Origin of the sequence: Vibrio sp. S/42/10 (assembly GCF_029890535.1) — a bacterium.
Classification (GTDB): Bacteria; Pseudomonadota; Gammaproteobacteria; order Enterobacterales; family Vibrionaceae; genus Vibrio; species Vibrio cyclitrophicus.
The window spans coordinates 1-21,220 of the sequence record NZ_JAKMZC010000008.1 but is presented as its reverse complement, the minus strand read 5'-3'; the positions used below and the strand labels follow the sequence as shown (position 1 = coordinate 21,220).

Here is a 21,220-nt window from a genome sequence, read left to right as displayed (position 1 = left end):
CACGAGGAGTTGAGAAAAACTTACAGATGATTGAGGATTTTTTGTGCGAGCTTGATTCCATCCGTGGTTTGAAATGCGTTGTTTAAGTCGATCTTAAAGCGAAATGAAAGCGAAATGAAAGCGAATAATGTGTTGTTTTTAAAGTAGATGTATCGAGATTTTGGATTTGAAAGCCGGGCGTTGGATATGGGGATCCCATGTGAAAAAGAAAAAGGCTGAGTCGTTAAACTCAGCCTTTCAGAATGTTAACTATGGATTACTTAAGCAATCTATTTAGTTAGGTCAATCTGGTAAACAGCAAAACCAATATCGTCAGTCGCAACACGTTTCATCGGGTATTGACCCTTCTCTTTGATGAACTCTGCTGCTTTGTCGCTTGGAGATGTTTCAAAGCGGATATCTAGTTTGTTATCCGTTTTGATTGGCGCAAATGACCAATTGTTATCCGCGCTTGGGCTCACTTGACCTTGCTCTTTGCTTACGCGAGATATGTAGTTTGCAAGAACAGTACGGTTCTCATCTGGTGCATCAAATGCGATGAAGTCTTCACCTGTGCCTGGGAACTTAGCGCTGTATGCACGGTAGTTGTTGGTTGCGATCAGGAAGTCTTGCTTCATGTCGATTGGCTTACCTTGGTAAGTTAGGCCAACAATACGCTGTGAGTCAGGGTTAACCACTTTACAGTTTGCATCGTATTTCGCAGGTTGAGTTACGTCGATTTGGTAATCAACACCGTCGATTACATCGAAGTTGTAAGTACGGAAGTTATCCCATTCGATCAACTGTTGTGGTGCAGTTGAGTTAACATCCACTTGGTTGAACTGACCAGCAGAACACTCAAGCCACTCTTTTACTTCGTGACCTGTAACCTTCATCGCAACTAGTGTGTTCGGGTAGAGGTACAAGTCAGCTGCGTTACGGAATGTCAGTTGACCAGATTCAACTTCAGTGAAGTTCGCTGGATCATTCTTACGGCCACCGGCTTTGAATGGTGCAGCGGCTGAAAGTACTGGCGTACCATCTAGGTCTGGGTCACCTTGGATGAACTGTTCAACGTAATCTTTCTGTGCAAGGTTAACGATTTGAACTGTTGGATCGTCTTGTACTAGAGACAGGAAGCTGTACATCACATCGTCTGCTTTACCAATCGGTTGGTTAACAAACTCACGAGTACCTGCGTGGTCTTTTTCTAGTGCTGTTACGATGCCTTCATCAGCAGCAGCAAGTGATTTCTTTTCTATCTTGTCGTAGATAGGGCGTGCTTCTGATTGGCCTTTAACGACTTCCCACTTACCGTCTTTTTGTGCAAGTGTTAGATCCATAACACCAACGTGGCTACCCCAACGACCAGGCATTACTGCCGCAACGCCGTTCATTGTGCCCGTTTCGTTGTCGATGCCTTGAATGTCATCAAAACCTTTACCTGGGAATACTGCGTGAGAGTGGCCGAATGCGATTGCATCAATGCCGTCTACTTCAGATAGGTAGAACGTTGAGTTTTCTTCGCCATTTTTGTACGGGTCAGTTGATACGCCTGAGTGAGGGATAGCAACGATAACTTCAGCGCCTTCCGCTTTCATTTGAGGTACTAACTCGTTAGCTGTCTCAATGATATCGCGAGCGATCACTTTGCCTTCTAGGTTCTTCTTATCCCACGTCATGATTTGTGGTGGAACAAAACCGATGTAGCCGACTTTTACTTCATGCTTTACGCCTGCTGTATCTTCAAACGTGTGAGTCTTGATGATGTAAGGCGTGAAGTAGTGTTCTTTGGTTTCTGCGTCGTAAACGTTAGCACTGATGTATGGGAAATCAGCGTCGTTGATAGACTCTTCTAGGAACTCAAGACCGTAGTTGAACTCGTGGTTACCTAGGTTTGCAGCGTCGTAGCTTAGTTGGTTCATTGCTTTATATGCAGGGTGAACCTCACCAGCAACGATGCCTTTGTCTGCCATGTAGTCACCCATTGGGCTACCTTGCAGTAAATCACCGTTATCAACTAATACGCTATTGGTTACTTCGTTTTGAGCTTCTTTTACTAGAGTTGCAGTACGTGCTAAGCCGATTTTCTTCGATGGCTTGTCTTTGTAGTAGTCGTAATCCATTAGGTTGGTATGGATATCCGTCGTTTCTACGACACGTAGTTTAATCACTTCATCGGTATCTGGTGTTGTTGTGCAGCCTGCTAGAGTCAAACCAAGACCCGCAAGTACAGCCAATGACAAAGGTTTTATTGCAACTTTCATTGTGTAGCTCCAAAGTGGATAGTAGAAAATTTGTTGCGTAATGTAACAAAATCGAATGAAACAATGATTACAACGAATGTTAAATCGTGACTTTGATCGATTACTTTATGGTGTTCTGCAATATACCTCTCAAAGCTGCCCATCAATGTACAAATGATATCGATAATATTAGTCCATTCATTTCATCTGTTTATCGATAGATCCAATCCCTTATCAGCTTTTCGAATAAAAAATGAAATTTTAGAATTTCCAGTAATATGAGAGGCTCGTCATAATGCCTATATCAAGGACGTATCAGGCAGATGAATAGCAAGGATAGCTCATACGAAGCTTCTGTTTTCTTCTAGTGCCAATACTCCCATTCACACCAGTGGATGAGTTAAATCCCTTACTTGGTATGCCAAGTAATGAATTGCTCGTAACGCGAGCCTTAAAGGAAGCACTGAAATGGACCAAGAACGTTTAACCCACTTAAAACAGCTAGAAGCGGAAAGTATTCATATTATCCGTGAAGTAGCGGCTGAGTTTGATAACCCAGTGATGATGTACTCCATAGGTAAAGATTCTTCTGTGATGCTTCATTTAGCTCGCAAAGCGTTTTACCCAGGTAAGATTCCATTCCCGCTGTTACACGTTGATACCGATTGGAAATTTCGCGAGATGATTGAATTTCGTGATCGTACGGCTAAAAAGTACGGCTTTGACCTTTTAGTCCATAAGAACCCAGAAGGTATTGAAATGGGATGTAGCCCATTTGTGCATGGTTCTTCGAAACACACTGACATCATGAAAACTCAAGGCCTTAAGCAGGCGTTAAATAAGTATGGATTCGATGCTGCTTTTGGTGGTGCACGTCGTGATGAAGAAAAATCTCGAGCAAAAGAGCGTGTTTACTCTTTCCGCGACAAGAATCACACATGGGATCCAAAAAACCAACGCCCAGAGCTTTGGCATACCTATAACGGCCAAGTAAATAAAGGCGAGAGCATTCGTGTATTCCCTCTATCAAACTGGACTGAGCTCGATATTTGGCAATACATCTATTTAGAGAGCATTGATATTGTTCCACTTTACCTTTCAGACAAACGCCCTGTGGTTGAGCGTGATGGCATGCTGATCATGGTTGATGATGACCGTATGGAGCTGCAAGAAGGTGAAGTGATTGAAGAGAAAAGTGTTCGTTTCCGAACTTTAGGTTGCTACCCACTAACTGGAGCGGTTGAATCTGAAGCCAATACGTTAACAGGCATTATTGAAGAGATGCTGGTGGCTACTTCTAGTGAGCGTCAAGGTCGAGCGATTGACCATGATCAGTCGGGCTCGATGGAGCTGAAAAAGCGCCAAGGTTATTTCTAAGAATCTAAGGAAAGAAAAATGAATAGTGCAGTAGAAGCCGAATTGGCTGAACTAGGGATTGAAGGTTATCTAAGTCAGCATCAGCATAAATCTATGCTTAGATTTTTAACTTGTGGCTCGGTAGATGATGGCAAAAGTACGTTAATTGGCCGTTTGCTCCATGATACAAAACAGATTTATGAAGATCAGCTAGCAGCTGTTCACTCTGATAGTCAGCGAGTAGGTACTACGGGTGAGAAGCCTGATTTAGCACTGCTTGTTGATGGTCTGCAGGCTGAGCGTGAGCAAGGCATTACGATCGATGTAGCGTACCGCTACTTCTCGACGCAAAAACGTAAGTTCATTATTGCTGATACTCCAGGGCATGAGCAGTACACGCGCAACATGGCAACAGGCGCTTCAACGTGTGATCTGGCTGTGATCTTGATTGATGCTCGTAAGGGCGTATTGGATCAAACGCGTCGTCATTCGTTTATCTCCAATCTACTTGGTCTGAAGCATTTCATTGTAGCAGTCAACAAGATGGATCTAGTGGATTATGCACAAGATCGTTTTGAAGAGATTCGCGATGAGTACCTAGAATTTGCTGAAAACCTAGAAGGCGAAACCAATATTCAAATCCTGCCTGTTTCTGCGCTTGAAGGTATTAACGTTGCAGCGCCAAGCAAAGAGCTTGCATGGTTCGAAGGCCCGTCTCTATTAGAAGTGCTAGAGAATGTAGACATTGACCAAAAACGCTCTGCAGGTGAATTCCGATTCCCTGTGCAGTATGTGAACCGTCCTAATTTAGACTTCCGCGGATTTGCTGGCACCGTTGCTTCTGGACGTGTGAGTGTGGGTGACGAGATCAAGGCGCTTCCATCTGGCAAGACCTCTAAAGTTGCACGCATTGTGACTTTTGATGGCGATTTGGAATCTGCACAAGCGGGATTGGCGGTAACGTTGACCCTTGAAGATGAGATCGATATCAGTCGTGGTGATTTGATTGTGTTGGAAAACGCGCAAATTGAATCCACTAACCATGTATTGGCAGATATCGTGTGGATGACTGAACAACCCCTGAAACCAGGTAAAGCTTACGACATCAAAATCGCGGGCAAGAAAACGGTTGGTCAGGTTGAAGTAGTTCGTCATCAGTATGACATCAATAATTTGTCGACCTATGAAGTGGATGAGCTGCCACTGAATGGTATTGGTTTATGTGAATGGTCATTGAACGAAACTGTTGCGCTGGATAAATATCGTGAAAGTGCCGATACCGGTGGTTTTATTGTTATTGACCGTCTTACCAACGTAACGGTTGGTGCAGGTTTGATTCGAGATCGTTTGGACTCTGTTGAACAGCAAGTAGGTAGCTTCTCTGCATTTGAACTTGAGTTCAACGCATTGGTTCGTAAACACTTCCCTCATTGGGATGCCAAGGATTTAAGCCAGTTACTGAAGTCATAAACGACAAGTAATTGCTCATTGAATCAATGGTGTAAGGCGGAAACTCATCGTTTCCGCCATAAAGGACGGGTATATGTGGCAACAAGGATTTGTATTAGCGATTTTGCTCGGCATTGTTACTTGCCTGCTCGTTACCCGAATTAAGCCTAGTTTTATCTTTGCTGGTGCAGCGTTTATTGCTTTTATGGCAGGCATGATAGATCTGTCGAGCTTAGCGAGTAATTTCACGAATTCTTCGCTACTGACTTTAATTCTTCTTATCCTCGCATCAAGTGCGTTGGAGAAAACTCGCTTGATCAGCTGGGTTAGCCGCAATATTTCTGAAGGCCGGCTAGGCACCGTGGTCGCGAAGTTGGGTATTTCCACAGCGTTACTTTCTTCTTTTACTAATAATACGGCGGTGGTTGTCTCTTTGATCGGCGCAATCAAACGCAATCAACAACACGCGCCATCTAAACTGCTTATCCCTCTGTCATACGCTGCCATTTTAGGTGGAACCCTGACATTGATCGGCACCTCAACCAACTTGATCATTAATAGCTTTGTTGAAGATGCAGGACTGCCGAGTTTAAACTTTTTCACGCCAACTTTGATCGGTTTAGCTGTTTTGGTCGGTGGGGTATTGATCCTTATTCCTCTGAGTTACTTTTTACCTAGCTACGATGATGGATCGCAGGACGACCTTCCGTATTTTCTTGAAGCAAGGGTTGAGCCCGGCTCACCGTTAGTTGGTCGCAGTGTCAGTGAAAACAACCTTAGAGCGCTGAGAAAACTGTTCTTAGCCGAAGTTATTAGAGACGGGAAAACTACGGCGTCTATTGACCCTGATTTTATTCTCCAAGCTCGTGATCGACTGCTGTTTTGTGGTGATGTTGAGAGCGTAGCGACATTACAAGAGATTCAAGGGCTAACCTTGTTTGGTCAACACCACCTTAACGGACAAAGCTTTGTTGAAGTAGTGGTGAGCTCATCGGCAAGCTTCTGTAATAAAACACTGAAAACTAGTCAATTTAGAGACCGCTTCGATGCAGTTGTGGTTGCCATTCGCCGTGGGCATGAACGCCTTGAAGGTGGGTTAGGGAATATCACATTAACCGCAGGTGATACCTTGATTTTGGTTCCCGGAAAACGCTTTGAAGAGCAGCGTCAGCAGCATAACAAAGAGTTTGTGCTGATGAATGACTTGGACTCAAGTGCCAAGCTTGATGCAGATAAATCGACGTTCGTGTTGCTCGGTTTTGCCAGTGTGATTGGTTTAGCCCTTGCTGACGTGGTGCCGATTATCAAAGGACTAGCAGGTTTCTTACTATTGCTGGTGGCATTTGGTGTGGTGCAACTGGGTGAGCTTCGTCGTCGTTTTCCTGTTGATATTGTGGTGATAGTGGGCTCTGCTCTTTCTATTGCTCAACTGATGATTTCATCTGGGCTATCTGAGCGTATGGGGCTGATGTTCATAGAAGCCTTCAATGGGTGGGGCGTGTTTGGTGCGTTAGTCGCGACCTACTTTATGACGTTGGTTCTTACAGAGCTGGTGACCAATAATGCGGCAGCAGCACTCTCGTTTCCGATTGGTTATAGTATGGCAGTAGGTTATGGAGTTGATCCTATGCCGTTTATTATGGCGGTTCTGTTTGGTGCCAGCGCCAGCTTTATTTCGCCATACGGCTACCAAACCAATTTACTTGTTTATAGCGTAGGTAATTACCGTCTCACGGATTATCTACGTATCGGTATCCCAATCTCGATTGTTTATTCGGGCTTGGTATTGACCCTAATTCCTTATTTTTTTCCATTTTAATGCTGTTTATTTAAAGGACTATTTATGACCGCAGTACTCAAACCAAAAGATGAGAATGTTGTGTGGCATCAACATTCGATTGATAAAGCATTTCGCTCTGATCTTAAATCACAAAAGCCAGCTGTGCTCTGGTTCACGGGGTTATCTGGTTCTGGGAAGTCGACAGTCGCTGGAGCATTAGAAAATCGCCTAGCACAGCTTGGTTATCATACCTACTTATTGGATGGTGATAATGTTCGTCACGGATTGTGTAGTGATTTGGGGTTCTCTGAGCAAGATCGTAGAGAGAATATCCGACGTATTGGTGAGCTGGCTAAATTGATGGCGGATGCAGGTTTAATTGTACTGTCTGCTTTTATTTCTCCTCATCAAGCGGAGAGACAGTTAGTGCGAGACCTGCTACCGGAAGGCGAGTTTTTAGAGGTGTTTGTTAACACGCCGCTCGAGGTGTGTGAGCAGCGCGACCCTAAAGGCTTGTATAAAAAAGCACGTGCTGGAGAAATCCCGAATTTCACGGGCATTAGCTCTGCTTATGAAGCCCCTCAGAACCCAGAAATCGATCTACCGGCAGGTGAGAAGACACTCGATGAACTGGTCGAATTGTGTATTGATGCGTTAGAGAAGCGTAATATTTTAGCCAATTAATAGGGTTGGTATGACTAAGGCTACCCATTTACTTATCTGCATATTTACGCTTTCATAAGTAATCCAGCTTGGGTTTATCGAGACATGAAACCTATCTACTAGATTTCTATTCCTCTCAATAATCGTCACTTTTTATATTGTCTATTGCTTACACCGTCTATTGTCTAGACGGTGTAGTTTACGGTGCTTTTAACTTCTGTTTGTACCGTAAATTTTTGGCTTAATAAAGCAATAAGTTGGTCGTAGTATTGCCCATTGGGTTTATTCCCAAGCAAGGCGCACAGCTCATTTCCAGTAGGACTGAATCGGTAGTAAATCAGCTTCACCCCTTTTGACAACGGTGCCAGTGACATACCTTTCCCTTGATAGGTTAGGTGCAAGGCTGGATCGAAATCAATCTCCCCAGACTCTAGCTCAGTCCCCAGAATAATCCCGAGTTCAATCAGATGTAATAGGCTTGAATAGGGTAGGTTATGCCCACCAAGGTTAATGGTATTGGTGGTGTCTCTTTTGCCAAAGCTGAATATCCCTGCATGGTTTTTGAAACCGAGTAATAGCTTCCTGCTGTTATCACTACCAAAACTACAACCCAGTGACGCTGCTCGTTGCAGGGTGAGCGCTTCTTTTGGTGTCATGTCTTTTAAGATCTGAAGCGCCTTCATCGACGTCGATCCTGGGTTGGTGACTTCTCGTTTCAGTACTTGAGCCCATAGCCTCTGCATCGATGTATTGTGGATCTCTTGTGCCATATCGAAGAAACGGTATAGCCAGTCCTGATCAGGGTCTCCAGCCGCTTCATCCTTACATGAAGAGTGTGCCAACTTTAGAATCTGCTCTAGGTTCTTTTGACGCTGCTCTCTACGTTTTTTTTCTCGTAACAGTGCCCGCTCGATAAGTGTACTTTCACTTTTATCAGTTGGTTTTGCACTATGGCTGATTAAGGAATCTAAACCGAAGCTTTGTGCGATGTGCAACATTCTGCTGGCACTGTCGGCAATGTGAGGCTTTTTTTCATGCTTATGCTGGGTATCGCTAGCATGTTCGATGATTACTGGCTGTTTGGTTTCTGACATAAGAGTACCGTTACGAGACGACTTAACTGTCTAAAATGTAACTCTTTATCTTAATGGTGGCTAGATTTTGCGTGCAGAGTTGAATACTTCAACAAAATTTTACTTTTGCTAATGATAATAAAATGTTAAATTTGTTGTAATTCTCAAGGAGGAGTTATGAATCAAGTCAATGATAACAAGCTGAAGAAACAGCTTGGCATAGGGCTATTACTCGTTACATATGTCGCTGTGCTAGCTTATTTATCTGATTACATCGCGTAAGTTAGATAAACAACATCGTTATTAAACTGTTATTGAATAAGATCATTTGTTCAGTGACGGTAGCTCATCCATGAGCCACCCTTCTAATGACTACATGTCGTCGTATTCTTCAATCGCTGTACCTTCAATAAGATAACCTGTTTGCGCTAATTCGTGGCTGATCGACTCTGTTTTCAGCGTGCCTACTAAATAGATCACATCCCATAATTGCTGTATTGGTGCTCCTTGTGGGAATTTCACGTAGATGATTTGGTTTGGTGGCGGTGGTGGTACGTGGATACATGCGCCAAAGTACGGTACCAGTAGAAATTCTGTGATCATGTTCTCATCACCCTCCAATGGAATGACAAAACCAGGAATCTTCACTGTGCTGCCATTCAACTCGGGGCGAACAGCACCAATTGTCGATTGTTGAGGTTTGTCCATACTGTCGTGGTTAACCATCGGCATGCCAAATGAGTCTAGTTGTGCTCGCTCTGATTCTGGAATTAAGTCAATCCAATCGAGTGTTAATACCGATTCGTCAGTCTGAGTTGTGTCAGCGTGAGCTGTGCTGATAAATGGAAACAAAAGCAGTCCAAGTATCAGTAGGAATTTGCGTTGCATCGTAGGTTCCTAATTTAGATTCGAATAGTCATGCCATCAGACAATGACTGACGGTAAGCCCGGAAAGCGGGAATAAAGCCGATAATAATACCTGCAATTTGAACCAACATAAGTAGTTTCCATTCATGAGGTGTGATTGCGGATATCGATATGTTGATACCATAACTTTGTTGCACAATTGGAGCAACTACTGCGATCAGTGCAAACAAGAGTGCGACACCTAAGGTTATGCCAAGGAAGGTTAGGGCACTAGCTTCACTAATCAGCAAACCAAAAACATGTCGAGGCCTTGCTCCCATTGCTCGGAGGATGGCCATTTCTCTACGTCGCTCTTGTAAGCTAGTGAGTAGGCTACTCAGCATACCCAATAATCCAGCAACGACAACAAACCCTGACACAATCAGCAGTGCTTGTTCAGCAACGGCCATCATGCCCCACAATTCATGCAATGCAATGCCCGGCATAATTGCGCTCAAAGGTTCTTGACGGTAGTTATTGATTTCTCGTTGCAGTGCAAAGGTTTGAATCTTCGAGTTTAGCCCCAGCATCATTGCGGTAATTTGTTTAGGCTGGAAGTCACGTTGCTTCAATACTTCAGCGTTCGGTGTATGCCCTAGATTTGCTCCAGATTCCCAGCCGACATGAATTGCTTCAATGGCTTCTAATGAAACGTGCACGGTTTTGTCTACTGGCGTTCCAGTTGGAGAAAGGATTCCTACGATAGTGAAAGGCAGGTTATCGTGTCGGCTGAAGGCGACGTCGCTGATGCCATGAGCAAGAATGATATTATCACCGATCTTGTAATCTAATTTTTTCGCGACATCAGCACCAATCACAACATCAAATAGCTCTTCGAACTCTTTGCCTTTTTGAAAAGTAAGTGGCTGCTTACTTCCATAGCGATAATTCACGAAGTAGCTATGGTTGGTGCCCATTACGCGGAAGCCTTTATGTGAATCACCCAATGAGATTGGTATGGCCCACTTTACAGCGTTGTGCTGGCTAAATTCTTCATAGCTTTTCCAGTCGATGTTGTTGGTGGCATTGCCGATTCTAAATACCGAATAAAGCAGTAGGTTGACCTGACCGGATCGACCTCCGACAATAAGATCAGTGCCTGAAATCGTATTAGCAAAGCTGCTCTTAGCTTCGGTTCTTACACGTTCCACACCGAGTAATAGAATGACTGACACCGCTACGGTAAGAATCGTCAGAATGGCTGTGGCTTTACGGTTGAGTACGCTTTTTAGGGCTAAGTGAGTAATTACTTTCATACGACAACCTTAGCTTGATTAACGGTTTTTAAATCTATGGTTCGAGTGAACAGTTTCTCTAATGTCGGATCGTGACTAACAAAGATGAGAGTGGAACCTGCTTGGTTCGCTTGTTCTAGTAACAACTCGATAAAGGCTTCTCGGTTGTTATGATCCAGAGCCGATGTCGGTTCGTCGGCAATGATGATTTTAGGTTGGCCTATCAAGGCTCGAGCTGCAGCGACACGTTGCTGTTGGCCTATACTCAACTCAGTAACGGGTTTATCCATCAAGGCTTGAGGCAGCTTTAGTCTGATCAACAATTCTTGAGCGGTTGCTTGTAGGCTGTTCTGACTTTCAATGACTTGCTGTCTACGAATTTTTGAAAATTGGCAAGGAAGTGTCACATTGTCGATTACTGATAAGTAAGGCAGTAGATTAAATTGTTGGAATATATAACCGATATGATCGGCTCTAAACTTATCCCTCTGACGTGGTGTCAATTGGGTAAGGTCTTGGCCTAAGATAGACACTTCGCCTTGTTGCGCTTGGTTTATCCCCGTAAGTAACCCTAACAGTGTTGATTTACCACAACCACTTGGCCCCTTAATAAAAAGGTGCTCTTTAGGTTGAATATGTAATGAAGGTATTTCTAACGTTGGGGGTAATTCAGGTTTCCAACGAAAACTGATATTTTCTAGTTTGACCACAAGTGATGAACTGTCAAAAGACATACTAGCTCCAATATTTAAAGCGGTGTCTCTTCTGGACAGTCTAAAAGACAATTAATTCCCCAAGTACACCGGTTTTAACAACCAAGTAAGTGAATACTTACTTGGTTGTTTATCTACGCAAAATCTATCGAATTCTTATTAGAATCGGAAGCTAACACGTTCTGCATTAAGAACTTCTTGCGTTTGAACACTATCTGTCAGTAAGTTCACGGTCATTGACTTTGTATTACTGAATTTCGAGAACCATTGGGTATTAACAGTATTCAGATTAGCAATATCTGAACATTGGTAGTGGTACTCGGCTGTAAATTCACCGTGGCCGCCTTCTGAGTGGTCATGGCCTTCATGGTCATCATGATCGTGTTCTGCATGGTCATGGCCTTCGTGGTCATCATGATCGTGTTCTGCATGGTCATGGCCTTCGTGGTCATCATGATCATGTTCTGCATGGTCATGGCCTTCGTGGTCATCATGATCGTGTTCTGTATGGTCATGGCCTTCGTGGTCATCATGATCATGTTCTGCATGGTCATGGCCTTCGTGGTCATCATGATCGTGTTCTGTATGGTCATGGCCTTCATGGTCATCATGATCGCCTTCCAGTGTGTTAGTCACTGACTTGAACTTCAGCGTACAGCTAGTGTTATTGAAACCAAATAGCTCTTCTGGCTTGTTTAATTGTGCGATAGCTTGCTCAAACAAAGCTTTCTGCTCTGCAGTTTTTGGAGCATGTTCAAAGCCAACCACATCAGCGCCTGGAGCCGTCACTTCAACAAGCAGTTCTTGCCCATCTTGAGCTATGTTCACTTCAACTTTACCGTGCACATGTGCTTCGTGAGAGCGGAATTCTTCGTTTGCTAAAACGTTCGTAGACACAGCCATGCCGATAACAACGGCTAAAATAGTAGGTTTCATGTTTTTTTCCTGAATAAAGGTTAATTAAAAAGTAATGGTAATTAAGCGATCTTTACAGGAGGTGAGCGTGCTAAATAGGCAAAATATAAGCGTTGTAACGAAATTATTGACTCTGTGGTAGCGACAGTAAACTCTGAAGGGAACTCTGGAACCTGTGGAAGTGAGTGCGCCGTGATGAATTGGTTTATCGAAAACAGTTCACAGTGGTGTGAAGTATGATGCCCTGGATCAGAGTCTACCATATGTGTGGCTGCTAATACGCTGAGCAAGAGCATCAGCCCGAGCAAAAAGCCTATTTTGCGTTTCACATTGTTAGGTGTGTTTTGCCACATGAAGATGATTTACCACAGAATTAAAAAAGGATACTGTTATAATATAACAATATCCTTTGGTTAGGTCTCGAAAAAGACGCGAATATCTGATTAAAGACTCGCTTTAATCAGCTCAATGACTTGAGTGACTTCAGTTTCGTTAAGTGCGCCTTCTTTAACAAACAAGATTTTACCTTGCTTGTCCTGAACGATAATCGCTGAGCTCTCTTCTTTTAGAGCCCATGATGACGCTACCGTTCCGTCTTCATCTAGTACCATCGAAGACCATGGAAATTCTTCTTTACTGCTTTCTGCTGACGATTTAACAAAAGACCCAGTACCCCAAATGGCATCATCTTGGTTGATGATTGTGGTGGTTTGGTAGCTGTCTTCTGAGAATTTCGATGCTGTAATTGCAGCCATCAGTGGTGCGTTTAGCTCTTTAGAGCTGCTACGACCAGCGATAGCTTGAACGACGCGAACTTTTCCTAGGAGCTCATTGGTTGCCCAAGTTTGATATCCTGTTTTACCGTCGTTTATGACAATTTCACCATAATTGCTAACATCGACAGAAGGCAGAGAAGAGCCTACAGATAGATTGTGAGCGTTGGCGAGGAGTGGAGAGGCTGCGGCTAAAAAAGCCAGTAGAGTTTTGTTTTTCATTATATTTTTGTTCCGCTTATTGGTTTGCATTGGAAGTATAATATGAAATCTGAAAAATGCCTCTTTAACTTTTTTATCGTACGGTGTAGAAACAAGTTGCGGGCTTGTTACTAAAAGGTATAATGCGACAGTATCAGGGTAAACAATAGATTATCTTGCTGTTAGCTAACGGATTTAGCAATGAGATGTGCTTTGAATAAGGCTTTGTTCAGAGAAGCAGCAGTTGTACTCAAATGGAATTGAGGTTGTATTATGTTAAGAGAGTTTTCTACTTACCGTCCACATCAGGTGGCGCGTTTCGTTAAAGTCCTATTCAAAGGCCAGTTTGCTATTGAAGGTATCGGCGAGTTTCGCTTCGACCAAGGCAAGGTGCTTCTCCCTGAAGTTTCAGATAAACAAAAATTGATTATTTTTAAAGAAGTTAATGGCACGATAGCTGCGTTGCCCGTGTAACTTAACTTCGTTTATTGTCGTACCTAAAACATGCTAACAATTGAAAAGGGCTTCGTTAATGAAGCCCTTTTTAATGCGAGTCGTTCTAGTTTTATATCCGGTTATACTTTATTGCGGTGGGAAACAAACACCTGTTCCACCTAGTCCACAATAACCATTCGGATTTTTTGCTAGGTACTGCTGATGGTAAGTTTCGGCGAAAAAATATTTTCCAGCAGGCAGAACTTCCGTTGTGATCTCGTTGCCTAAAGATTCAGTCATTGCTCGCTGGTATTCACGTTTAGAGTGCTCAGCGATAGCCTGTTGCTCTTCACTGAAAGTATATATGGCTGAGCGATATTGAGTGCCTAAGTCATTACCTTGGCGCATCCCTTGAGTTGGGTCGTGACGTTCCCAGAATGTTTCAAGTATTAGTGCTAAAGACGTTTGCTCACTATCAAAAATAACTCGAACAACTTCTGTATGGCCTGTTTGCCCGGTACATACTTGCTCATAAGTTGGATTAACTGTGTATCCGCCAGCGTAACCAACGGAGGTAGAAATTACACCATCAAGTTGCCACAACAGTCGCTCTGCTCCCCAGAAGCACCCCATACCAAGTAATACTTCTTGTTGGGAACCTGTAGGCGCATCGAGTAAGTCGGTTTGATTGATGAAATGGCGTTCAGTGATACGGATTGGATCAGCATTCCCCGGTAATGCGGTTGTAGCGGAAACCAGTTGTTGTTTATTTAGCATGTTGTATTCCTTTTCGCATACGTTTACCGCGTTAGTTAACATTAGATCTAGGTTTATATTAACTGTAGGCTCATATTTACTGTTGGTTTATATTGAATCAGTCTTTAAATTAGACCTTGTTATTCTAGGATTTATTACAGACTCAATGCCTTTTTAGCGGTATTATTTCTATTCACTTTATTAACGTATTTATAACTTCTGCACCAATTAAACATGATAAGAAAAACTTTACCAGTTCTGATTAGCACTCTATTGTCATCGACGCTTGCTTTCGCTGATGTTTCCCTTGAGATTAAAGGGCTTGATGGAGCGCTTGAGGATAATGTTGATGCTTATCTGAGTGCGATCCCCGAAGAAGAGTATTCGGCTTCATTGAGGTTCCAATCTCGCTTGGAGTCTATTATTAAAGAAGCGTTGAATGCGTTAGGCTACTACCAACCTCGTATCGCTTTTTCCCATTCCGAAGACGACACTGAATTGACCGTTACGGTTGAACCAGGTGAACCCGTTGTTATTTATACCTCAGATATCGTATTAAGTGGTGAAGCAGAAGATGATCCTGATTTTCTAGCACTGATCGCCAAGAGCAAACTGTCGAAAGGTTCGATTCTTAACCACGGCAATTATGACTCTTTGAAATCATCTATCCGTAATCTTGGATTAGCCAAAGGCTATTTCGATGGCTCGTATGAGCTTAGTAAGTTAGAAGTTGCGCCCGAATTAAATCGTGCTTATGTTCGCCTTCACTATAACAGTGGCATTCGATATCACTTTGGTGCTACCCAGGTGACGGGTAGCCAAATTGAAGATGAAAAGGTGCAATCCCTTAAACCATTTGAAGATGGTGAACCGTACTCGATCACAAAAGTAGGCGAGTATAACCAAAATCTCTCTAATACTGATTGGTTCTCATCTGTTTTTGTTGAGCCTGATTTAAGTCAGTTGGGTGATGGCAGAGAAATTCCGATGAAGGTGAGCCTTGCTCCGCAAGCGCGTAACCAAATCGAAACAGGTATCGGTGTATCTACTGACCTTGGCGTAAAAGGTACCCTCAAATGGAAGAAACCTTGGGTAAACTCACTTGGTCATAGTTTCAATAGCAGTTTGTCTATCTCTAAACCAGAGCAGACGATAACAGCAACGTATAAAATCCCTTTGGATGATGTACTTAATGATTACTATCAAATTAAGTACGGTATGAAGAATCTGGATAATCGTGATACCAAGAGTTTGGAGTCAAACCTCGCTTTGGAAAGATATTGGCGATTAGATAACGGCTGGCAACGTACGGTGTTCATTCGATACCTAGTTGAAAACTATGAACAAGGTCTACAAGACGATTTAGCGCAATTTGTGTTACCAGGCGTGGCGTTTTCCCGAACTCGAACTCGAGGTGGTTCGATGCCGATGTGGGGAGATAAACAGAGCGTCATGATTGAAGCGGGCGATGACACAATATTGTCTGAAACTAAGGTAGTTCGTTTCCAAGGACAAACTGCATGGATCAGAAGTATTGGCGATAATCATCGAGGTTTAACTCGGCTTCAGTTTGGCGGTAACTTTGCTGACGAGTTTGATAAATTATCACCTTCACTAAGATTTTTCGCGGGTGGTGATAATAGTCTCCGTGGTTATGGCTATGAGTCTATATCTCCTAAAGATGAAAGTGGTGCATTAACCGGTGCAAAATTTATTGCAACCAGCTCGTTTGAATACCAATACCGCCTAGTTGGAAATTGGTGGGGAGCGGCCTTCTACGATATTGGTGATGCCTTCAATGATAAACCAGAATGGAAGCGCGGTACTGGTGTTGGCGTTCGTTGGGCATCGCCCGTTGGACCGGTAAGTTTAGATTTTGCGTGGGGGCTTGATGCTGACCCAGGTGATGAGTTTCAAGTGCACTTCAGTTTAGGGCCTGAATTATGATCAAAGTGATGGGTAAGTGCATTAAGTGGACATCGATATCTTTGACGTCGATTCTATTGTTATTGATAGCACTTTTAGGTTTTGTTTTATTTACTAACCTAGGACTTAACACGGTGTTGTGGGGGGCTGAAAAAGCGCTGCCACAGCTTAAAGTTGAAAGTACTAATGGGGCACTTTTTCCGAGTTTTACTCTCCATAATGTTCAATTTAAAGATGACAGTCTTCATATTGATACCAAGGTTCAAAAAATGGCATTGGCTATCAACCCTCGCTGTTTGCTTGATCCTAAGTTGTGTGTCGATCGTTTAGCGATTCAAGGATTGGACTTCGCATTTACTGAATTGCCTCCTGCCTCTACAGAAGAAACAGAACCGACTCCGCCAGTGACATCGGTGAAAACACCGCTGCCAATCGTGATCAACCGTATTGCTTTGTCTGATATTAAACTGAATATCTTGGGGCATGAGATTGAATGGGGGTTGTTTTCAACGGCTTTGAGTATGCAGGGTGAGAAGCTGACTGTATCGCCAACCTTATTTAATGATCTTAAGGTTAAACTTGCAGAGTCTACCGAAGAGCCGCAAGCAGAAATCGTCGAACCAGAGACTGCAACTAAGGCTGCTATCGAGTTGCCTGAAGTTTGGGTCCCTTTACAGATTGTGCTGGAGCGTTTTGACCTCAACCGTTTCACCTTAGAACAAGAAACACCGATTGTGGTAAACCACCTTGGGCTTGAAGCTCGAGCGGGTAAAAACACGGTCGAAGTTTCTACTCTTGAACTTGATATGCCACAAGCAAGCGCTAACCTTGCCGCTAAAGTTGAGCTTAAAGATGGCTATCCGTTAGACCTTTCTTTAAATGCACAGGTGAAAGAAACTGATCTTACAGGTCAAAAACTGTCGCTGAAAGCACAAGGGAGTGTCGCGAAGCTACACTTCGATTCTCAGTTTTCTGAACTGATTGAGGCAAAGCTGTCAGGAGATATTCAATCTTTAGAGCCGACTCTGCCATTTGACCTTCTTTTAGAGGGAGGTAAAGCGCAATGGCCTCTTACTGGTAAAAGTGATTACCAAGCGGTTATCGAGAAGTTTAAAGCCGATGGCTCATTAGATGGTTTTAATGTGCAGTTTAAAGGTGAAGCGGATGGTCAGGAGATACCTGCCTTAACCATCGACCTAGAGGGTAAGGGCACCACCGAGCAGATTGAACTTGAGCGCTTAAAACTGAACACGCTGGGTGGTGAACTCAATGGTGTGGTTAAAGCGAGTTGGAAGAAGCTTATTAACTGGCAAGCCGATGTGACGCTGAAGGATATTCAGCCGGGTCTGCAGTGGCCAGAAGCCGAAGGTAACATTAGCGGAAGCATCGTTACTTCGGGTGAGTTGACCGAAGCGGGTGGTTGGGCGATTGAGCTGCCTAAGTTAGATATCGAGGGGATCTTGCGAGAATATCCTCTGGATATCGAAGGCCAGTTATCAGCGTCTGACCGCAGCGCGAGCGGTGAGCCTAAACTAAAAACCAGCGGCCTGAGCTTAGCTCACGGTGTTAATTCTATAAAAGCACAGGGTCAACTCGACAAGCAGTGGGATATGGGCGTTGCTATTAACCTTCCCCAATTAACGAAAAGTATTCCTGAACTGAAAGGTACAGTGATTGGCGATATTGGTCTCAGCGGACCTTTCAAAGAGCCGGAAGTTGACATTGTTCTTAACGTCGACCGTGTCGATTGGAACGATGAAGCTACATTAGAATCTCTATCTCTTCGTGGTTCAGTGATTCCATTGCCTGCGCCTCAGGCTGATTTAGTATTGAAAGCGAATAACCTAGCCTATCAAGAGCAAAAGGTTGACAGCATTGATCTCACCGTGAAAGGTGGTGAGAAGCAGCATACCGTGACGCTCGACGTGGTATCCGACGTGATTTCCACAAGCTTGGCTATTTCGGGTGAGCTGATTCAAAAGCCTTCTATTATTTGGAATGGGTCGTTAGATCGAGTCAAAATCGCCACGGAACAAGGACCTTGGGTGCTAGACCAACCCGTCGCAATTAAAGCCGATGCCGACAAGCAGTTTGCCGATATTCAAGCTCATTGTTGGAAACAGGCCGGTTCTAGTGTGTGTTTGGATGAAGACGTTCGTGTTGGAAATTCGGGTGAGGCCAAGTTGGCCATCAACCAATTCGACTTCGATCAGATTAAAGCCTTTGTGCCTAAAGAGACGCAACTAGAGGGCTTAGTGAATGCGACCGCTCATGCCAAATGGTCGAAACAAGGCGAACCTGAAGTAACGGTTAGCGTCGATATGCCAAAAGGTCAGGTTGTTCAGCAAGTCGGAGAGCCAATCACACTGGGGTGGGAAAGTGTTGCATTGAATGCACGGCTGAAAGACAACAAACTGGATGCCGACTTTAAGTTGGATGTTTCTGATAATGGTGACTTATCTGGCACGGTGTCGTTACCAGATATTGTTGCTGAAGACAAAATGGTCGATGCGGCAATTAAACTAACGACATTCCATTTGGACTTCTTACAGCCGATCCTTGGTGAATACAGCATGCTGAAGGCTGATCTTGAGACTGACTTAAAGGTCCAAGGTTCTTTGATGCACCCCCAAGTTTTTGGTCAATTCTCGGTTAATGGGATTCAAGTTAAAGGGGATGTGACGCCTGTGGATGTTAAAGACGGTCGTATTGATCTCGACTTTAACGGTTACAGCGCAAAGCTTGATGCGAATGTCGAGACTCCAGACGGCCACCTTGATATTGAGGGCTCCGGAGATTGGCAGGATCTTCAAGCATGGCGATCAAATGTCCGGATCTTTGCTGATGAGTTGATGGTTGATATTCCACCGATGGTCAAGGTTAAAGTAGTTCCTGATATGACCATTGATGTTACGCCGGAGCTTGCAAAAATTACGGGTGACATTGCATTGCCATGGGGGCGAATTGTCGTAGAAGATTTACCTCCGTCAGCAGTTGGTGTGTCTTCTGATCAAGTTATTTTGAATAAAGACCTTCAACCAGAAAGTGAAGATACGATTCCATTCAATGTGATGACTAATATTAATATTTCAATTGGTGATGACTTTAAGCTTTCAGCCTTTGGCCTTGAAGGTGATTTAGTGGGTAAGTTGAATGTGGCTCAAAAAGATCAAGGCCCGTTTATCACCGGTGAAGTAAATATCGTAGATGGTACTTATCAATCATTCGGTCAAGACCTCCTGATTGAAGAGGGCAAGATCCTAATGAATGGGCCACCGGATCAGCCATATGTAGCGATAAATGCGATTCGCAACCCTGATAATACTCAGGATGACGTGACTGCTGGGATTCGAGTTACAGGCCCTGCTACAGAGCCGACCATCGAGATTTATTCTGACCCTGCGATGCCGCAAGCCAACGCGCTATCCTATATCTTACGGGGCCAAGATATCGATGGAGAGTCGAGTGGTTCTATGACGACCACATTAATTGGTTTGAGCTTAGCGAAGAGCGGTAAGGTCGTTGGCGAAATTGGCGAGGCATTTGGCGTACAGGATCTACAATTGGATACCGCAGGCTCTGGAGATGACTCTCAAGTGACGGTGAGTGGTTATATCCTTCCGGGGTTACAAGTCAAATATGGCGTGGGTATCTTCAACTCATTGGGTGAGTTTACCGTTCGTTATCGATTGATGCAGGATCTCTACGTGGAAGCAGTATCTGGCCTTGATAGTGCTGTGGACCTTCTTTATCAATTCGAATTTGAGTAAATTCATTTGAATTCGAGTTGCTGTAGTTTCATACATTGATTGGTACACAAATAGAAAGGGTCATGGAGGGCGTATGCAGCATCTTGTTTTTGTATATGGAACGTTGAGACAAGGTCAATCTAACCATCACTATTTGCAGCAGTGCGAGTACTTAGGAAGGTTTGATACACCTGAATATTATGCTATTTTTGATTTAGTTGCATATCCAGCGATGGTTTTTGGAAAGAAAAGTGTCGCTGGTGAGGTCTATTTAATTAACGACGAAGTTCTGGCATCGCTCGATCGGTTAGAGGATGTCCCGGTTGAGTATCGTCGCGAGCAAATAGAAACTATATTTGGATTAGCATGGGTATATTTGTATCAGCTTGATCTAGCAGAGAATAAAGAAATACTTTCGGGTGACTGGTGTAAGCGAAATAACCGCTTTAGTTGATGAACTACTGAGAGCATTCTGACGTAATAGTTAAAAGTCTCGATATAGGCTAATCATATTTTCAAAAGGAGGAAATTATGAAATATCTACTAGTGGTATTTTCGGTAATGCTATTTGGTTGTGCGCAAACTCCACCGCCAACATCATCCAACACTATGGATTGGCAGAGTTTTGGTGAAGAGATGGCACTAAAAGGAAAAACAAAACAGACGGAAGAAAGTTTGGCTGAAGCTGCATCTTCACCTTCTATTGATGCAAATTTGTATGCTGCTTATGGCCAAGGTTATGAAGTCGGTAAAACTCAGTATTGTTCTCAGAACCCAAGAACGCTAGGACGCCGAGGTGAGACTTATCTGGGGATTTGTGATGATGTAGACAAATGGTTCCGTTTTAACTTTGAACGGGGCGCAGAATCGAAGTTTAGTGTTCGATAATACTGTTTTATCCTAAAACAGATACAATGAATAACAAAAAGCCAGCATGTAATGAAGTGACCCCGTAAAGTTGGACATTTCTGTTAAGCGGCTTTCAAGGCCTGAGTTCGATATTCTATCGGAGTCAGGCCTTTTAGTTTCACTTTTATACGTTTGGTATTGTAGTACTCGATGTAT

General features: G+C 43.5%; 19 protein-coding genes. 9 read left to right on the top strand and 10 right to left on the bottom strand.

Annotated elements, in window-relative coordinates; all coding sequences use genetic code 11:
* Nucleotides 1–269: 269 nt before the first annotated feature.
* Complete coding sequence (locus L8S15_RS10585; RefSeq protein ID WP_280572987.1) at nt 270–2,246, bottom strand: bifunctional 2',3'-cyclic-nucleotide 2'-phosphodiesterase/3'-nucleotidase; 1,977 nt, start codon at nt 2,244–2,246, stop codon at nt 270–272.
* A 411-nt stretch (nt 2,247–2,657) separates the two neighbouring features.
* On the opposite strand from L8S15_RS10585, the gene cysD reads away from it, so the two are divergent.
* The 4 genes from cysD to cysC all read left to right on the top strand — a co-directional run bounded on the left by cysD (nt 2,658) and on the right by cysC (nt 7,494).
* Nucleotides 2,658–3,602, top strand: a complete 945-nt coding sequence (gene cysD / locus L8S15_RS10580) for a sulfate adenylyltransferase subunit CysD (RefSeq protein WP_226088532.1) — start codon at nt 2,658–2,660, stop codon at nt 3,600–3,602.
* 18 nt (nt 3,603–3,620) lie between these two features.
* The gene (gene cysN, locus L8S15_RS10575) at nt 3,621–5,051 is read left to right on the top strand and encodes a sulfate adenylyltransferase subunit CysN (RefSeq protein WP_016768648.1); all 1,431 of its coding nucleotides are present in this window, start codon (nt 3,621–3,623) and stop codon (nt 5,049–5,051) included.
* Nucleotides 5,052–5,124: 73 nt separating this feature from the next.
* Nucleotides 5,125–6,849 (top strand): SLC13 family permease, encoded by a 1,725-nt coding sequence (locus tag L8S15_RS10570; RefSeq protein WP_010435091.1) that lies wholly within the window; start codon nt 5,125–5,127, stop codon nt 6,847–6,849.
* Nucleotides 6,850–6,873: 24 nt separating this feature from the next.
* A complete protein-coding gene (gene cysC / locus L8S15_RS10565; protein ID WP_010435090.1) occupies nt 6,874–7,494 on the top strand; it encodes an adenylyl-sulfate kinase in 621 nt (206 codons plus the stop codon).
* 164 nt (nt 7,495–7,658) lie between these two features.
* On the opposite strand, the gene L8S15_RS10560 is transcribed toward cysC, so the two are convergent.
* The 7 genes from L8S15_RS10560 to L8S15_RS10530 all read right to left on the bottom strand — a co-directional run bounded on the left by L8S15_RS10560 (nt 7,659) and on the right by L8S15_RS10530 (nt 13,310).
* On the bottom strand, nt 7,659–8,567 hold the full coding sequence (locus L8S15_RS10560) for a TIGR03899 family protein (protein ID WP_010435089.1): 909 nt from the start codon (nt 8,565–8,567) through the stop codon (nt 7,659–7,661).
* 351 nt (nt 8,568–8,918) lie between these two features.
* Complete coding sequence (locus L8S15_RS10555; protein WP_010435088.1) at nt 8,919–9,434, bottom strand: DUF3299 domain-containing protein; 516 nt, start codon at nt 9,432–9,434, stop codon at nt 8,919–8,921.
* 14 nt (nt 9,435–9,448) lie between these two features.
* Complete coding sequence (locus L8S15_RS10550; RefSeq protein WP_016783716.1) at nt 9,449–10,708, bottom strand: FtsX-like permease family protein; 1,260 nt, start codon at nt 10,706–10,708, stop codon at nt 9,449–9,451.
* On the bottom strand, nt 10,705–11,421 hold the full coding sequence (locus L8S15_RS10545; RefSeq protein ID WP_016783717.1) for an ABC transporter ATP-binding protein: 717 nt from the start codon (nt 11,419–11,421) through the stop codon (nt 10,705–10,707). The genes L8S15_RS10550 and L8S15_RS10545 overlap by 4 nt, the downstream gene beginning before the upstream one ends.
* A gap of 138 nt (nt 11,422–11,559) precedes the next feature.
* Entirely contained in the window at nt 11,560–12,336 is a 777-nt protein-coding gene (locus L8S15_RS10540) for a DUF2796 domain-containing protein (protein WP_280572974.1), read from the bottom strand.
* 41 nt (nt 12,337–12,377) lie between these two features.
* Nucleotides 12,378–12,668, bottom strand: a complete 291-nt coding sequence (locus L8S15_RS10535) for a DUF2607 family protein (protein ID WP_010435081.1) — start codon at nt 12,666–12,668, stop codon at nt 12,378–12,380.
* A 90-nt stretch (nt 12,669–12,758) separates the two neighbouring features.
* Nucleotides 12,759–13,310, bottom strand: coding sequence for a YtfJ family protein (locus tag L8S15_RS10530; RefSeq protein ID WP_016787847.1), 552 nt, complete (start codon nt 13,308–13,310; stop codon nt 12,759–12,761).
* Nucleotides 13,311–13,562: 252 nt separating this feature from the next.
* Here L8S15_RS10530 and L8S15_RS10525 point away from each other — a divergent pair, with 252 nt between their 5' ends.
* Nucleotides 13,563–13,763, top strand: a complete 201-nt coding sequence (locus L8S15_RS10525) for a DUF1107 family protein (protein ID WP_010435077.1) — start codon at nt 13,563–13,565, stop codon at nt 13,761–13,763.
* Nucleotides 13,764–13,871: 108 nt separating this feature from the next.
* On the opposite strand, the gene msrA is transcribed toward L8S15_RS10525, so the two are convergent.
* Nucleotides 13,872–14,501 carry a peptide-methionine (S)-S-oxide reductase MsrA gene (gene msrA / locus L8S15_RS10520; RefSeq protein WP_010435076.1) on the bottom strand — a complete coding sequence of 210 codons (630 nt, stop codon included), beginning with the start codon at nt 14,499–14,501 and terminating at the stop codon, nt 13,872–13,874.
* Nucleotides 14,502–14,714: 213 nt separating this feature from the next.
* Between msrA and L8S15_RS10515 the strand changes: the two genes are divergently transcribed.
* The 4 genes from L8S15_RS10515 to L8S15_RS10500 all read left to right on the top strand — a co-directional run bounded on the left by L8S15_RS10515 (nt 14,715) and on the right by L8S15_RS10500 (nt 21,043).
* Nucleotides 14,715–16,427 carry an autotransporter assembly complex family protein gene (locus L8S15_RS10515; RefSeq protein WP_010435075.1) on the top strand — a complete coding sequence of 571 codons (1,713 nt, stop codon included), beginning with the start codon at nt 14,715–14,717 and terminating at the stop codon, nt 16,425–16,427.
* Nucleotides 16,424–20,176 carry a translocation/assembly module TamB domain-containing protein gene (locus L8S15_RS10510; protein ID WP_010435073.1) on the top strand — a complete coding sequence of 1,251 codons (3,753 nt, stop codon included), beginning with the start codon at nt 16,424–16,426 and terminating at the stop codon, nt 20,174–20,176. Before L8S15_RS10515 ends, L8S15_RS10510 begins: the two co-directional genes overlap by 4 nt.
* 73 nt (nt 20,177–20,249) lie before the next feature.
* Complete coding sequence (locus tag L8S15_RS10505; RefSeq protein WP_010435072.1) at nt 20,250–20,609, top strand: gamma-glutamylcyclotransferase; 360 nt, start codon at nt 20,250–20,252, stop codon at nt 20,607–20,609.
* Nucleotides 20,610–20,686: 77 nt separating this feature from the next.
* Entirely contained in the window at nt 20,687–21,043 is a 357-nt protein-coding gene (locus tag L8S15_RS10500) for a DUF2799 domain-containing protein (protein WP_010435071.1), read from the top strand.
* A gap of 83 nt (nt 21,044–21,126) precedes the next feature.
* On the opposite strand, the gene L8S15_RS10495 is transcribed toward L8S15_RS10500, so the two are convergent.
* Nucleotides 21,127–21,220 (bottom strand): IS3 family transposase (locus L8S15_RS10495; RefSeq protein WP_133146159.1); only part of this gene is annotated, 94 nt, incomplete at its 5' end.

What these genes read in the sequence shown, in the direction of transcription:
- L8S15_RS10570 (WP_010435091.1), top strand. Translation starts at nt 5,125, where the DNA reads ATGTGGCAACAAGGATTTGTATTAGCGATTTTGCTCGGCATTGTTACT.
- L8S15_RS10500 (WP_010435071.1), top strand. Translation starts at nt 20,687, where the DNA reads ATGAAATATCTACTAGTGGTATTTTCGGTAATGCTATTTGGTTGTGCG.
- L8S15_RS10535 (WP_010435081.1), bottom strand. Translation starts at nt 12,668, where the DNA reads ATGTGGCAAAACACACCTAACAATGTGAAACGCAAAATAGGCTTTTTG.
- cysN (WP_016768648.1), top strand. Translation starts at nt 3,621, where the DNA reads ATGAATAGTGCAGTAGAAGCCGAATTGGCTGAACTAGGGATTGAAGGT.
- L8S15_RS10550 (WP_016783716.1), bottom strand. Translation starts at nt 10,708, where the DNA reads ATGAAAGTAATTACTCACTTAGCCCTAAAAAGCGTACTCAACCGTAAA.
- L8S15_RS10525 (WP_010435077.1), top strand. Translation starts at nt 13,563, where the DNA reads ATGTTAAGAGAGTTTTCTACTTACCGTCCACATCAGGTGGCGCGTTTC.
- L8S15_RS10515 (WP_010435075.1), top strand. Translation starts at nt 14,715, where the DNA reads ATGATAAGAAAAACTTTACCAGTTCTGATTAGCACTCTATTGTCATCG.
- L8S15_RS10505 (WP_010435072.1), top strand. Translation starts at nt 20,250, where the DNA reads ATGCAGCATCTTGTTTTTGTATATGGAACGTTGAGACAAGGTCAATCT.
- L8S15_RS10510 (WP_010435073.1), top strand. Translation starts at nt 16,424, where the DNA reads ATGATCAAAGTGATGGGTAAGTGCATTAAGTGGACATCGATATCTTTG.
- L8S15_RS10585 (WP_280572987.1), bottom strand. Translation starts at nt 2,246, where the DNA reads ATGAAAGTTGCAATAAAACCTTTGTCATTGGCTGTACTTGCGGGTCTT.
- msrA (WP_010435076.1), bottom strand. Translation starts at nt 14,501, where the DNA reads ATGCTAAATAAACAACAACTGGTTTCCGCTACAACCGCATTACCGGGG.
- L8S15_RS10545 (WP_016783717.1), bottom strand. Translation starts at nt 11,421, where the DNA reads ATGTCTTTTGACAGTTCATCACTTGTGGTCAAACTAGAAAATATCAGT.
- cysC (WP_010435090.1), top strand. Translation starts at nt 6,874, where the DNA reads ATGACCGCAGTACTCAAACCAAAAGATGAGAATGTTGTGTGGCATCAA.
- L8S15_RS10530 (WP_016787847.1), bottom strand. Translation starts at nt 13,310, where the DNA reads ATGAAAAACAAAACTCTACTGGCTTTTTTAGCCGCAGCCTCTCCACTC.
- L8S15_RS10555 (WP_010435088.1), bottom strand. Translation starts at nt 9,434, where the DNA reads ATGCAACGCAAATTCCTACTGATACTTGGACTGCTTTTGTTTCCATTT.
- L8S15_RS10540 (WP_280572974.1), bottom strand. Translation starts at nt 12,336, where the DNA reads ATGAAACCTACTATTTTAGCCGTTGTTATCGGCATGGCTGTGTCTACG.
- L8S15_RS10560 (WP_010435089.1), bottom strand. Translation starts at nt 8,567, where the DNA reads ATGTCAGAAACCAAACAGCCAGTAATCATCGAACATGCTAGCGATACC.